This is a genomic window from Chryseobacterium camelliae (assembly GCF_002770595.1).
GTDB classification, from domain to species: Bacteria; Bacteroidota; Bacteroidia; order Flavobacteriales; family Weeksellaceae; genus Chryseobacterium; species Chryseobacterium camelliae.
The window spans coordinates 3,941,014-3,955,472 of sequence record NZ_CP022986.1 but is presented as its reverse complement, the minus strand read 5'-3'; the positions used below and the strand labels follow the sequence as shown (position 1 = coordinate 3,955,472).

Below are 14,459 nucleotides of genomic sequence, written 5' to 3'. Positions count from 1 at the left end.
TAACAATAGACCTTTAGTTTTGCATCATCGAAATAAAAGTGATTATGAAAATTTACAAAACTATCGGTGCCTTATTCCTGGCGGCGACCATCTTTCAGAACTGTAATGATGATACGACAGACAGTAATGAAAACCCCGTAAACCCGAACATCAAAATTGAAAACTTTTCTAAAGAGCCCGCATTTGCCTATGCCATGAGCGGCTTTGAAAACCTTACCATTACAACGCTGATTTCCAGCTCCGATGTCCTTGCCGGAAGCCCGAACTTCGTCTTCGCAGGCCAGCCGGACGGAATGGGAATCATGAAGGACCCGAGTTCAGACGGATACCTGATGATTACCAATCATGAAATTACCAAATCGGTATCCAGAGTATACCTTGATAAAAGTTTCAGACCGGTAAAAGGGGAATACATCCTGAACGGAATCGGGGGAATGACCAGATTATGTTCTGCAACACTGGCTACCGTAGCTGAACATGGCTTCAGCGCATTCCTTACGGCAGGAGAATCCGGTGAAGAAAGTATGGTGCATGCTATAAACCCGCTGTCGCCGGCGTCCCAGGCTGCAGATCAGTCAAGGGTAAAGCCTGCTTTAGGAAAAGCATCGATGGAAAATGCCGTTCCGCTTCCTAAAGACGTTTCCAACGGTAAGACCTATATCCTGATTGGTGAAGACCAGTCTTTCAGCTCTTCGCACCAGTCTGCCGGGCAATTGATCATGTATGTTTCCGATACCCAGGGTGACCTGAACAACGGAAAACTGTATGCACTGAAAAGAACCAACAGCAATTATACGGAGACCAATATGACCAAAGGGAACCAGTATGATGTGGAATTCGTAGAGATCCAAAATGCCAAATCCCTGACCGGTGCCCAGATCAACCAGAAGAACATCGATAACAATGCGATCCGTTTCTCAAGAGTAGAGGACGTGGATTACAGAAAAGGAGCCGGAAAAGGAAGAGAAATCTACTTCACCGCTACCGGGGAGTCTTCGGACGGAGTGAACCCTAAAGCCGGACTTACCATGTGGGGAAGAGTATATAAACTGGTCCTGAATGAAAGCAATATGCTGACCGGAAAGCTTGAACTGGTCGCTGAAGGAGATTCCAGCCCGGGAAGCAACCTGATCAACCCGGATAACCTTTGTGTAACGGAAAATTATGTATACATCCAGGAAGACGGGGATTCTTACTACCCTGCCGCTACCCACGACTCATACATTTGGCAGCTGGACATCAAAACGAAACAGTACAAGCCATGGCTGAATATGAAGCATAACAGGAACGATGCGGCATGGCAGGCTTCTTACAACCAATCCGGCCAGCTTACCAAGCTTGGATCATGGGAATACGGAGCCATGGTTGATATCTCAGACATCATCGGGGTTCCTAACACCTTTGCCGTGAACATCCACTCGCACACATGGCAGAAAGATGCGTTCGCCAATGCAGACGGTGCCGGAGTAAACACCAATAAGGAAGGCGGACAGATCCTGATCATCAGAAACGTTCAGAAATAATTGTATCATTCATTAATACAGAGTATCAGTAGGAGAAATTCTATTGATACTTTTTCATACATATGAAAATCCTTTTAAAATACCCGTTATCTGTTTTTCTTTTCATCACTTTTGCCGTATTCGGGGCATTACAGTGCACCCAGAACCAGCAGCCGGTTCATGACGACCTTGCTGAAGTAAAAAAAGACATTTTCAGGACCAATACAGACTTTCTGAAGCAGACCAATGCACTTATCACAACCGTATCCGGAAATCCGGAACATGCTGATCTTCAGAAACAATTTGAAACACTGAGAACCACCTATAAGAAAATGGAATGGGCTGTGGAATATTTCCTTCCCCAGACAGCCCGTTTCATCAACGGCCCGGCTTTACCTGAGATCGAGATGCAGGAGCATGTGGAAATAGAACCCGAAGGGCTCCAGGTGCTGGAAGAGCTGCTGTACCCTTATGATCCGGCCAATAAAAATGAGGTGATCCGGATGCTGAAAAACCTCACCAACAAAAGCAACGCAATCAAAGTCAACTTCCAGGCTATCACCATTTCCAAAGACCAGGTTTTCGATGCGCTGAGGCAGGAAGCATTCCGGATCTCCAGCCTGGGGATTGCAGGATTTGACACTCCGGTATCCGGAACTTTTTTAAAGGAAATGCCCTATGCATTGCATGCTGTTAAGAAAACACTGCAGCTGATTTCCACAGAACGGTCGAAGGAAAAATCGCTTAAACAGATCAGCAAGGAGATCGAGGCTGCCAAGGCTTACCTGAGCCAAAATCAGGACAAAAACACGTTTGATTACATCCGTTTTATTCCGGAGCACCTGAACACCATTACTTCGCTGATGATCGATTTCCAGAAGCAGGAAGAGATCCCGGCCATAGAAGTAACCTCGGCACTGAATAAAAACGTCCGCACATTTTACTCCAAAAATGCTTTCAACCCGAATGCCTTTGTTCCCGGGAAACAGTTTGAAATGTCACCTGAAAAAGTACAATTAGGCAAACAGCTCTTCAACGATAAGATCCTGTCCGATAACAATACACGAAGCTGTGCTACCTGCCATGTCGCTGAAAAAGCCTTTACGGATGGCATGGAAAAATCCATGTCACTCACCGATTCACCACTGAAAAGGAATACACCTTCCCTGAGCTATTCGGCTTTTCAGCACGGACAGTTCTGGGACATGCGGAAAGATGACCTTGAAGGGCAGAGTTCGGATGTGATTACCAATAAAGAGGAGATGCACGGTGACCTCAGCAGGATTATTGCCAAAATCAACAGCGACCCGGAATACCGTACTGCCTTCCGGAAGATTTATAAAGGAAAAAATGCCGAGATCTGGCAGCTCCAGAATGTGCTGGCAAGCTACATCCGGTCATTGGCTGCTTTTAATTCTGATTTCGACCGGTACATGCGCGGAGATAAAAAGGCAATGACGGAAAGTCAGAAAAAAGGATTTAACCTGTTTATGGGGAAAGCGCAGTGTGCCATCTGCCATTTCCTGCCGCTCTTCAACGGTACGGTTCCGCCGAACTATACCAAAACCGAGCAGGAAGTACTGGGCGTGGCTGAAAATGCTTCCAATAAGGTCCTGGATCAGGATCCGGGAAGAGGGAAATTCCATGGAACAGTAGCATTTCTTCAGCATTCGTTCAAAACCCCTACGCTCAGGAACATCGGAAAAACAGGCCCGTATATGCACAACGGCGGTTATCGAACGTTAAAAGAGGTAATGGAATTTTATAATAAAGGCGGAGGGAAAGGATTCGGGTTGAAAGCCGATAACCAGACGCTTTCAGATACGCCGCTGAATCTTTCTGACAAAGAGACTTCAGCCATCATTGATTTCCTTAATGCATTGAATGACCACTGAATATAGATCCCGGATTTTCCGGGATTTTATTTTTACTGCCGATGATTCTCCGGTGGAAAACTTTTTCGGAATCAGAAATATGCTTAATTTTGATCCGCATTTATGAAAAGGATCTTATTTATTATATTTTTCATGGCCTTTATTCTGGGTTACTCACAATCAAGAATCAGGGTTATTGATGATGTAACGAAAGCTTCCGTCTCTCATGCAGCAATATCCTGTAACAATACTGTCCTTGGTTATACGGACGATGACGGCAGCCTGGAGTTTAAAACGGCATGCAGCCGTATTGAAGTACAGGCAGACCGGTACCAAAGTGAAAGCGTGAGCGTTGAAAAATCGATTCAGGTTGCGCTGAAAAAAGGTTCCGCAAAGACAACCGATATCGAAGCGGTGATTATCAAGGATAAAAGTGACCCCCGGGCGCTGGAAATCCTTAAAATGGTAGAACGGATGTTCAGGGAAAACGCTCCCAAAAGCCTGGATTCCTACTCCTATAAGTCCTACGAAAAGGTATCCATGGATATTGATGAGGACAGCCTCGTGCAGTTCAATGAAATCTTCCGCGATCATGATTTTATAAAACGCAAAAGGAAAAAAGATTCCCTAAACAATATCTCCGCAAGAAACATCTTTTCCAAGAGCAAACTCTTTCTTTGGGAACGGGCGCAGGAATTCCTCTACTCAAAAAAATACGGCGAAAAGATCAACATCCTGGACAACAGGATTTCCGGTCTCAAGCAGCCTATTTATGAAATGATTGCCCTGCAGCAGAGCAACCGGGACAACCTCCCTACCCAGCTGAAGCAGGAAAACAGAGGGCTTTACCGGTTCTTTTTAACAGATACCATAACCATGGACGGAAGGAAAAATTTCGTGATCCGTTTCCGTGAGGTCAATTACAAAAAACCGGACCGAAAGACCAGGTACAATGGGGCCATTTATATCGATACGGAGACGTACGGCATCAAGAAAATAGAAAATTTCAGCAAAAATAAAAGTGACGGCATCATTACCAGCGAATGGACGTATTTCAATAATAAATGGTTCCTCGCCCACGAAACCGTGAAGCTGAAAATGAGCAGGATGCAGATGCAGGAGGGAAAAAACACGGACGGAAAAGCATCTAAAAATGAAAAAAGAAGCTTTGGGACCTACGCTTTCCTGAGCTCCCGGTATTTTGATTACCAGTCTCCTATTGAAACCAACCGGGAGGCTTTCAAAGGATATACGTTTTCGGTAAAAAATGCAGACGGGAAATCCCTGAACCTGTACCGTACTGATCCACTGAGTGTACGCGAAAGGAATACCTATGCCACGATCGACAGCATCGGCAGGATTTACAATATAGACAGCAAAGCCAGGGTACTCACGGCACTCCTGAACGGACAGGTACGTGTAGGCGTGATGGATTTCGCCGTGGATGAGATCGTAAATTATAATTTGTATGAAGGATTCAGGGTAGGATTGAAAGCGAAAGTGAACGAAATCTTCAATCCTTACTTTTCACCTGATTACTATTTCGCCTATGGGTTTAAGGATGACCGCTGGAAATACGGCATAGGGCTCGATATGAAAACTACCCTGGAAAAAAATGCGTTCTTCCGGGTTGAATATTATGATGATGTGACGGCTTCCGGAGAATTCAGCAGGAGGCTCTGGAGCTTTAAAATGCGGACCATGAACTACGGAAACAATCTGAATAATGATAAATATTTCCGGTATAAAGGGGCCTCCATATCCTACCTGAATGATGTTACCAATGGACTTACCCTGGCTTTTGCAGCCAGGCGGAATGATGAGGAGGCTATGTTTAACTACCAGTTCCGGAACAGGGGATCTTCCTTTGACAATTTCAATACGCTGCTTACCCTGAAGTTTTCACCGAATTCCACCAACATCATGACGCCACAGGGGAAATCGCTGATTGACCAGAAGTATCCTGAACTGTACTTCAATTACGAACAGAGCTACCATCTGCTGGGCGGTGATTTCAATTACACCCGCTTTGATGCCCTTTTCGTTCATAATTTTAAAACCGTTCTGGGCACTACAGGCTTCAGGCTTTATGGCGGACTGGTCTTGGGTGATGCCCCGATCTGGAAAAACTTCACGATGAACGGGCTGGCTTCCCCAAGCCGAGATATCAACTTCAACCTTACGTCCTACCTGGGTTTTGCTACCCTGGAAGGGGGTAAATATTATAACGACCGTTTTGTGGCGTATTATTTTACGCATAAGCTGCCATGGTATTTCAAAAGTTTCGGGCAGAATATCTCAAGCTTCGATTTTGTGCTCAGGGGAACTATCGGATACATGAAGCATCCGGAATACCACCAGTTCCGTTTCAGGCAGCTGAACCGCTTATACCAGGAGGTCGGACTTGAATGGAACAATTTCCTTTCGAGCTACTTCAATCTGGGATTGTTTTACCGGGTCGGCTATTATACCACCCGGAACTTCAAGCAGAATTTCGCCATACAGTTCAAGCTCAAACTGCTGGAATTTTAACACAGAAAAGAAATCAACAATATGCAGAATATCACCGTACAAGCCGAACAGTTTTTTGAATTGCTTAAACTAAAAGATACTTCCATGTGGGAAATTTTCGCCCAGATGATCGACGGCAATGAGAAGGAACTTATTTTCCTGGACCATGAAGACACGATCCTCTTCAACTATATCCTCCCCGCCACCACCGAAAAGCTGGAAGAAGACCGGAAAGAATTCTCCCGGGAATTTGCAGATAAGATGGCGAAGTTTAATTAGAAGAGGTAAATCAGAGATTAGATTTGATTATAGATTTTAGATGAGAGATAATAGACGGATAGATGATAGATAAGGTCGAGGTTTTATTGAGAAATTTAATCCGGTAGCAAGTACTACTCCGCAGTTAAAAATTCATACTACATATTACATACTGCTACTATAGCTGCTAACCTCTAATATCTGAAATCTGACGTCTGATATCTGATATCTAAAATCTTTAACATCCATCTATTATCTATCCATCTATCATCTATCATCTATCGTCTTCAATCTTACTTCTTCTACTCAAAAACTCATCCACCGTTTTTTTCGCTTCGGCTACGTCATGTACCCGGAGGATTTTAGCGCCCTGCTGAAGTACTTTCAGATGCAGCTTCTGGGTTTCTTCATTGATGTCCGAGGGAGATTTACCGAGTGGCTTGTAAATGAATGATTTCCTGGAAATCCCGATGAGTAAAGGAAATCTTCCGAACCCGAGGTAACCGGCTTCCTCCAGCAGCTTCATCTGGTCGTCCACCGTTTTTCCGAATCCGAATCCGGGATCTAAGATGACATCATAGATCCCGAATTCCATCAGGGCCCTGGTTTTCTCCATCAGGTAGCGGTTGACCGCTAAAGTAATATCTTCGTACTGTATTTTCTGGTGCATTGCTGAATACTCCGGGTTACTGTGCATGACGATGTACGGAAGCCGCGTACCGGCCACTTCCGGCCACATGCTTTCATCAAACTGCCCTGCCGAAATATCGTTGACGATGTCAATACCTTCGTTGAAGCCAAAGCGTACCGTAGCACCATAAAACGTATCCAGTGACACGAGTACGCCAGGAAATTCTTTTTTGATCTCGGAAATGACGTTCCCCAGCCTCCGGATCTCTTCTTCACTGCTGAGAAATTCTGCGCCGGGACGGGTAGACTGCGGACCGATATCAATGATTTCAGCACCTTCACGGATCAGTGTTTCCGCATGCCGCAAAGCGGAATGTACCGTATTGAACTTCCCTCCGTCTGAAAAAGAATCGGGTGTAAGGTTCAGGATGCCCATGATTTTCGGCATCTGTAAATCGATCAGCCTGCCGTTGCAGTTTAAAAAGTGATCACGCATAAGTCCGGAGATTTTGGAAGTACAAAAATAGAAAGTAATTTTAGATTTTAGATGAGAGATGATAGAGGGATAGATGATAGATGGGATGTTAAGGATTTTAGATTTTAGATATCAGACGTCAGATTTCAGATATTAGAGGTTAGCAGCTATAGTAGCAGTATGCAGTATGCAGTATGGATTTTTAACTGCGGAGTAGTACTAGCTACCGGAATAAAACTCTCAATACCCCCTCCTATGTCTATCATCTATCCGTCTATTATCTATTATCTCTCATCTAAAATTTATATAATTCAAAAATTAAAATCCCCCATTCCCGCTACCTAAAACCTATTTTGTATCTTTGAAAGATTAAGAGAATTTATGTTAAAGACTTCAGTACAGTTTCAGAAGGTCGTTGCCGACTGCCGGGATCTTTTCAGCAAAAAGTTACAGGATTACGGAGCGGCCTGGAGGGTATTAAGGCCCAGCTCGATAACCGATCAGATTTACATTAAAGTCAACCGGATCCGTACCCTGCAGATGACCGATAAAAAGATGATTGATGAAAGCGAGGAAGATGAGTTCGTAGCCATCGTGAATTATTCCATTGTCGGGCTGATCCAGCTGGAAAAAGGGATGTCCAATGATTTCAATGAAAACAATGAGGAAATCATGAGCCTGTATGACCGGTATGCCAATGAAGCCCGTGTCCTGATGGAAAAGAAGAACCATGACTACGGGGAAGCCTGGAGAGATATGAGGATTTCATCCATCACAGACCTGATTTACCAGAAAGTACTGAGGACCAAGCAGATTGAAGACAACCAGGGAAAAACAATTGTTTCCGAAGGCCTGGAAGCCAATTATTTCGACATGCTGAACTATGCAGTCTTCTGCCTGATTAAATTCTCAGAACAAGCCCAGGAATTCCAACCTAAAACTATTTAATATGATCAAAGGTATATTGCGTTGCATCATCGCGTTGATTTTCATTCTTTCAGGCTTTGTAAAAGCAGTGGATCTGGTGGGGTTTTCGTTTAAAATGGAGGAATATTTCTCCCCTGCTGTTTTCAATATGCCTTTTTTCGAAAAGTTTGCCCTGCTGTTCTCCATTATTGTTGTCATACTGGAACTTTTGCTGGGATTGATGCTGCTGCTGAAGCTGAAGCTCAGGTTTACCCTTTCAGCGCTTATTGCACTCTGTGTATTTTTCGGTTTCCTTACATTTTATTCTGCCTATTATAATGTCGTGACAGACTGCGGATGTTTCGGTGACGCGATTAAGTTTACCCCGTGGCAGAGCTTTATCAAAGATATTGTCCTGTTAGTAGGACTCATCATCCTTGTTGCACTGTACCGGAAAGAATTCAGGAAAAAAGACGAATACAATTACACGGTGACCGGAAGATCATCAGCAACCTGGAAGTATATCGTTTTAGGACTGCTCTCACTTGGTATGATCTATTGTATGGCACAGGGAATCATGCATGAACCGATCATTGATTTCAGGGATTACAAAATAGGTACTGACCTGAAGCAAGAAAAAATTAAAATCAATAAAAACCCTTCTGAATACAAGACTTTTTACACCCTCAAAAACCAGAAGACGGGTGAAGTGCTGAAAGTAAACCAGGATGATTATATCAATGATAAAAAATACTGGGATGCAGGATCACCCTGGAAAATCGAGGAAGGGAAAAATGAATCTGTCCTGGTGAAGGAAGGCTACAAATCTGAGATTGTCAAGTTTAAAATTGAGGATCCTACAGGAATGGAAATCACAGATGAAGTGATCAATGCTCCTAAAGCCATCCTGGTTTTCTCTTACCATCCCAAAGACGTTTCTCCGGAACTGCTTGGTAAAGTAGAGCGAAAGGCAAATGCACAGAAAGGAGCTTTGGTATATGGCGTTTCCACAGATCCCAATACTTTTAAAACCATTAAAAACACCATGATGGACGGAACGGCTATTAAAACCATAGCCAGAAGCAATCCATTTGTCCTGGTGTTGCAGAACGGGAAAATTGTGGACAAGCAGCCTGCGAAAGATTATGTGCAATAAGGGCGGTGGGTGAATGTGAATGGTCAATCTTGCTGCGCAAGTGAATTTTAAACAACATAAAATTCACTATTGACCGGAAGGAATTGACTATTGACCCTATAAAATATAACTTTAAATAATACTACATCATAATGCAGAAATCAAATAAACCGATTGCCGGTTACCATTTATTAATGATCCTTTCTTCTGTAGACGGAGAATTCGCTCCTGAAGAAGGCATGATCGTGCAGCAGTACCTGGCGGATGAATTTCCCTTCAGGACAGAACTGGATGACGAACTTGATACATTGGCCATGCTGAAACCGGAAGAATGGAAAAGCCATTTTGAGTTTCATGCGGGATGCTTTTATGAAGATTCCACAGAGGAGGAACGTAAAAAATTCATCCAGTTTGCCAAAACCCTGATTAAAGCAGATGATAAGGTAAGCGATGAAGAACACAGCTATTATACGCTGCTGAAGAAAACGTGGAATATTTCGTCTAATTAATTAAAAAGATCAGCAAGATCAGACTTACATAGTTTATCAGCTTGCTGATACATTCAATACCTAAAATATAATTTCTAAATATCAACTATGAGAAAAAAGATCGTAGCAGGAAACTGGAAAATGAACAAAAATGTCATCGATGCACAGCAGTTGATGGTACAGTTGCTAAGCTATAAAAATAACCATACTACCCAGTGCGAGGTTTGGATTGCGCCACCTTCATTATACCTGATGATGGCCAGGGATATCTTTGAAAAGGATGAAATCGGTGTTTTTGCCCAGGACATGAGCGAACATGAGAGCGGAGCTTACACAGGAGAAATCTCGGCTGAAATGCTGGAATCTATTGAGGCCACCGGATCACTGATCGGGCATTCAGAAAGAAGGCAGTACCATGGTGAAACAGATTCACACTGCAACCGCAAAATCAAGCTGGCCCTGGATAAAGGTCTTACACCTGTATACTGCAACGGGGAAACACTTGACCAGAGAAAAGCAGGCCAGCACCTGGAAGTAGTTAAAAACCAGACAGAGGTAGCCCTGTTCACCCTTTCTGCAGAAGACATTAAGAACGTGGTGATTGCTTACGAACCAGTATGGGCCATCGGGACAGGCGAAACAGCAAGCCCGGAACAGGCACAGGAAATCCATGCTCACATCAGAAACACGATAGCCGGAAAGTACGGGCAGGAAGTAGCTGATGAAGTATCTATTCTTTACGGGGGTTCGGTGAAGCCTGACAATGCCAAAGAAATTTTCTCCCAACCGGATATCGACGGCGGACTGATCGGCGGTGCCGCACTGAAGCTGGAGGATTTTTCAAAAATCATTGAAGCATTCAATTAAGGAAGGCAAAGCATAAAAGACCCGGCGGAACTTTGTTCCGCCGGGTTTAAAAAAAATCTAATTATTACTGAATATCCACTACATACATTGTTCCTTTATCTACTTTTCCTGTCTTGGGAAGTATCTTAGCTTTAGGGTTCCCGTTTCCGTCATCTACAATCCCGAAATCGTCATCGTTAAAGACCGCAATTTTATTGTTCCCTAAATACACCAGTCCTTCAAACTTGTCGTGTTCATAGCCTATTTTAGACACCAGGTCTACGGCAAGGGTTTTGGAAACCGGTTTCAGTCCGGCCGCTGTAATTTCAGCCCAGGTGCATTGTTCCAGTGCTTTTCCGTTGATCAGCATTCCATTGACAGCACTCAGGTCTGTTCCGTTGACATCAGACGCTCCTGACAGGTTGATCCTGTATACTTTTTTAATCCCGCCCTGGGATCCGAAGTTGCCGTCTCTTTCGATAACCAGAAATTCCGTACTGCTCAACGCGGTGATATCACACACGGAATCAGAAGCCCCTCCATCCTGCTGATACAGGAACTGTTTTGTCTGGCCGCTGGCAATATCAAAAGTGACAATCCTGATTAAGGTTTTGTTTGTCGCAAGGCTTTTAGACGGCACATACATCATCGATTGTATGGTTCCTACGAGCGTTTTTCCGTCCGGAGTAATGCACAAACCTTCCATTCCTCTGTTTGCCCTTCTTTTGGCTAAAACGGCAGGCAGTTTTCTGGTTCCCGTATTCACCCCGATCGGGCTGATTCTTTCCAATTCCACCCCGTCTGCACTGTAATGGACGATATGCGGGCCATACTCATCAGATACCCAGAATGTCCCGTCTGCTGCTGCCACAATGCTTTCACTGTCCATTCCGTAAGGATCCGTTCCTAACACATTTCCGTTGGCGTCATAGGCTACTTCTCCCGTACTTCCCATCCCTGCAGGATTCGGAAGGCCGGTAATCGGCTGGCCTGAAGGATTTTTAAGCTTGATATAGTTCAGCACTTCAATATTCCCTTCCGCATTGATTTTAAAATGCATGATAGTAGGACTGAATGACGGCACCAGGAATTTTTTCCCGGCAAGGTAGTCTGTATTAGGACCACGGTCCGTAATCACATAAAACTCTCCTTTTCTGGTAGGATGCGCCGCCGCACCAGATCCGAAACCCCCGTTGATGACTCCGACACCGCTAACGGTTGCCAGGGTTGAAAAAGGAAATTCCTGAGGAAGTTTTGAATAGTTGATTTCCTGAGTATTGATAGTGTCATCATCTTTACAGGCCACTATGGCAGTAAGTGTGAGCACAGATAATAGTATTCTTTTCATATTGCTGTATCCTGACCGCGAAAATAGTCATGATACATGAACCTATCGTAAACGCAATAATAAGTCTTTCTTAAATATACGGACTGAATCCGGAGCCCTTATCATTGATTTTCAATTAAAATATTTCTCAAAAGTTGTAATTAAAAATGAATATCTGACATTCCATCATCCAAATTAAATTTAAACGTTTTACTCTTTTATTCAATTATAAAAAAATATAATTCATTTAAAATCAATTAAAATAAAATAATGATATACCTCAATAAAAATATGACAAAAAATATCATAATACCACCAAATATGATTATTATCATTATTATGATAAGCCATTCAAAATATGCAGGTTTTATGCTATATTTCAGATATTAAATTTTAATTTTGCAAAAAATTATAAAACATATGAAGAATTTTATTTCGGTTATCTGCTTTTCAATCACAGCAACTTTTTACGCCCAGGTAGGCATTAATAACACTGCTCCAAAGGCTACACTGGACATGAATAAATCTGCTACTTCACAGCCTGAAGGTTTACTTACCGTGCGTTTATCCGGAACGGAACTGGCTTCCAGAGACAACCTGTACGGTGCAGACCAAAATGCTGCGGTGGTATATGTAACAGCTGCTCCTTCGGCTTCCACGACTAAAACTTCCAATGTTACCAGTCCCGGATTTTATTATTATAATAACGGAATCTCTAAATGGGTAGGCCTGACGATGCCTAAATTTTTCTACATGCCTTCTATTCTCTTTGACACCACTTCACTGGGAGCCAAGACGAAGGATCTTTACCAATTGTATTACAACCAGTTTACGGCACCACAGGCTTCAAGCACGGGAGCTGCAGGAAAAATACCGGTTCTAGGCAAAAATGACCTGGAATACTATATTACCTATTACGATACCAATGTATTTACCAACGTAAGCATTGATGCCAACGGGCTAATGAGCTATACCGTCAGCAACAATGCCACTGATGCGAGTTTCATGAATATTGTATTTGTTGTAAAATAATAGAACGGTATGAAATTTCAACATCAAAAAACCGTGAAGCTTTTTGCTTTGGCGGCCATGTCTGCAGCAGGCATTTTGGTTAACGGACAGTTTACCATTACCAACCCGCTTACCACCAGGGATATGACCGGAATACGCGTGGGGGATAATGCTTACCTTACTGCGGCTACAGGAGCAGATCCTAATGGCGCAGGCTGGCTGAGGCTTACTGAAGCAAAGGCGAACCAAAAAGGATTTATGTATGTTACTCAGGGCTTCCCTACTACTCTGGGGGTCATCGCTGATTTCGAATACAAAGACTGGCGTAACATCGCAGACGGATACAACGGCGCAGACGGATTCTGTGTCTATCTGTTTGACGCTTCGGTAACCGATGCCAATTTCAAATTGGGAGGCTACGGAGGATCTTTAGGATACGCCACCTACAGCAACCCGGCAGGAACCACAGGATTATCCGGAGGTTACTTAGGATTAGGATTGGATGCTTACGGAAACTATGCCAACAACGGAGAAAACAGAAACGGTTCTGCCCCTGCGAACACCCTTACTTCCGGAATGCTCCCGAATGCTTTTGTCCTGAGAGGTCCAACCAGTGCGACATATAACAACTCGAATGTTTACCTGACCAGCACACCATTAGGTGACAGAACGGGTACGGTAGATGCTATACGCCAGAGAAATGAAATTGATTACAATACCATTACTGCTACCAGGCCCGCTGACAATATTTTTTACAGAAGGGTTCAGGTAATCATTACCAAGCCCGGGGCAGACTATGTAGTAACGGTAAAATGGAGAAAAGAAAACCAGAGTGATTTCACCCAGGTAATGAACTACACCTTAAGCTCAGCTACCTATCCTATTCCAAGTAATCTCAAACTGGGTTTCTCTGCTTCCACAGGTGGCGGTTTCAATTTCCAGGAAATCAGGAATATCATCCTGACCACTCCCGGGAACTTAAGGGTAGACAGCCGTTCTGACAGTTATTTTACCTGTAACGAGCGCACAAGCCCGATCTCATTTAAGATAGAAGTAACGAATGACAGCAATGCTGCCCTCAACAGCATCGACTTCAACGGAAAAATCCTGGATGAAAACAATAACCTGGTAGATACGTCTAAATTCAAGATCACCAGTCTTTCCTACAACAGCGGATTTACGAATTCCAACCTCCCTACATCCAATTTCACCACAAATGAAATTAATGGTGTGGTAGGGCTGAATGCAAAATCCTCCGGAATTATTACCGTAACCGGACAATATTACAAAAAGGGAATAGGGACGAACAAAAGCTTTAAAATGGTTTCCAACGTTTCCACCAATCAGGTGACGGATACAGATCCGACCAACAATACGGCAGTAACAGGGATAGAAGTCCGGAAATGCTCAGTAATCAGCAACCCGATGCTTCCTGCTAACGCACAATAAAGAATACCAACATATTCCAACTAAAAAAGCGCACTTACCAGTGCGCT

12 protein-coding genes are annotated in these 14,459 nt (G+C 43.6%); 10 read left to right on the top strand and 2 right to left on the bottom strand.

The genetic code is table 11. The features are described 5' to 3' along the window. The first annotated feature begins 44 nt into the window (after window positions 1-44). From CGB83_RS18225 to CGB83_RS18210, 4 genes are all read left to right on the top strand, one after another. A complete protein-coding gene (locus tag CGB83_RS18225; RefSeq protein ID WP_100077110.1) occupies window positions 45-1,523 on the top strand; it encodes a PhoX family protein in 1,479 nt (492 codons plus the stop codon). Between the two features lie 62 nt (window positions 1,524-1,585). After that, window positions 1,586-3,397, top strand: coding sequence for a cytochrome-c peroxidase (locus CGB83_RS18220; RefSeq protein WP_100077109.1), 1,812 nt, complete (start codon window positions 1,586-1,588; stop codon window positions 3,395-3,397). Between the two features lie 102 nt (window positions 3,398-3,499). Next, on the top strand, window positions 3,500-5,908 hold the full coding sequence (locus CGB83_RS18215; protein ID WP_100077108.1) for a hypothetical protein: 2,409 nt from the start codon (window positions 3,500-3,502) through the stop codon (window positions 5,906-5,908). A 21-nt stretch (window positions 5,909-5,929) separates the two neighbouring features. After that, complete coding sequence (locus tag CGB83_RS18210; RefSeq protein ID WP_100077107.1) at window positions 5,930-6,166, top strand: hypothetical protein; 237 nt, start codon at window positions 5,930-5,932, stop codon at window positions 6,164-6,166. Between the two features lie 253 nt (window positions 6,167-6,419). Here the strand turns inward: CGB83_RS18210 and folP are convergent, their stop codons facing one another. Then, complete coding sequence (folP, locus tag CGB83_RS18205; RefSeq protein WP_100077106.1) at window positions 6,420-7,271, bottom strand: dihydropteroate synthase; 852 nt, start codon at window positions 7,269-7,271, stop codon at window positions 6,420-6,422. A 360-nt stretch (window positions 7,272-7,631) separates the two neighbouring features. Between folP and CGB83_RS18200 the strand changes: the two genes are divergently transcribed. The 4 genes from CGB83_RS18200 to tpiA all read left to right on the top strand — a co-directional run bounded on the left by CGB83_RS18200 (window position 7,632) and on the right by tpiA (window position 10,646). Next, window positions 7,632-8,198, top strand: a complete 567-nt coding sequence (locus CGB83_RS18200) for a DUF1599 domain-containing protein (RefSeq protein WP_100077105.1) — start codon at window positions 7,632-7,634, stop codon at window positions 8,196-8,198. Between the two features lies 1 nt (window position 8,199). Continuing rightward, window positions 8,200-9,312: a BT_3928 family protein gene (locus CGB83_RS18195; RefSeq protein ID WP_100077104.1), complete on the top strand. Its 1,113-nt coding sequence runs from the start codon at window positions 8,200-8,202 to the stop codon at window positions 9,310-9,312. 131 nt (window positions 9,313-9,443) lie between these two features. Next, window positions 9,444-9,800 carry a tellurite resistance TerB family protein gene (locus CGB83_RS18190; RefSeq protein ID WP_100077103.1) on the top strand — a complete coding sequence of 119 codons (357 nt, stop codon included), beginning with the start codon at window positions 9,444-9,446 and terminating at the stop codon, window positions 9,798-9,800. Window positions 9,801-9,887: 87 nt separating this feature from the next. Further along, entirely contained in the window at window positions 9,888-10,646 is a 759-nt protein-coding gene (gene tpiA, locus CGB83_RS18185) for a triose-phosphate isomerase (RefSeq protein WP_100077102.1), read from the top strand. A 64-nt stretch (window positions 10,647-10,710) separates the two neighbouring features. On the opposite strand, the gene CGB83_RS18180 is transcribed toward tpiA, so the two are convergent. Further along, window positions 10,711-11,973 (bottom strand): esterase-like activity of phytase family protein, encoded by a 1,263-nt coding sequence (locus CGB83_RS18180; protein ID WP_100077101.1) that lies wholly within the window; start codon window positions 11,971-11,973, stop codon window positions 10,711-10,713. 399 nt (window positions 11,974-12,372) lie between these two features. On the opposite strand from CGB83_RS18180, the gene CGB83_RS18175 reads away from it, so the two are divergent. Together CGB83_RS18175 and CGB83_RS18170 are read left to right on the top strand one after the other, a co-directional pair. Beyond that, entirely contained in the window at window positions 12,373-12,984 is a 612-nt protein-coding gene (locus CGB83_RS18175; protein ID WP_100077100.1) for a hypothetical protein, read from the top strand. Window positions 12,985-12,993: 9 nt separating this feature from the next. Continuing rightward, window positions 12,994-14,412, top strand: coding sequence for an L-type lectin family protein (locus tag CGB83_RS18170; RefSeq protein WP_100077099.1), 1,419 nt, complete (start codon window positions 12,994-12,996; stop codon window positions 14,410-14,412). Window positions 14,413-14,459: the final 47 nt, after the last annotated feature.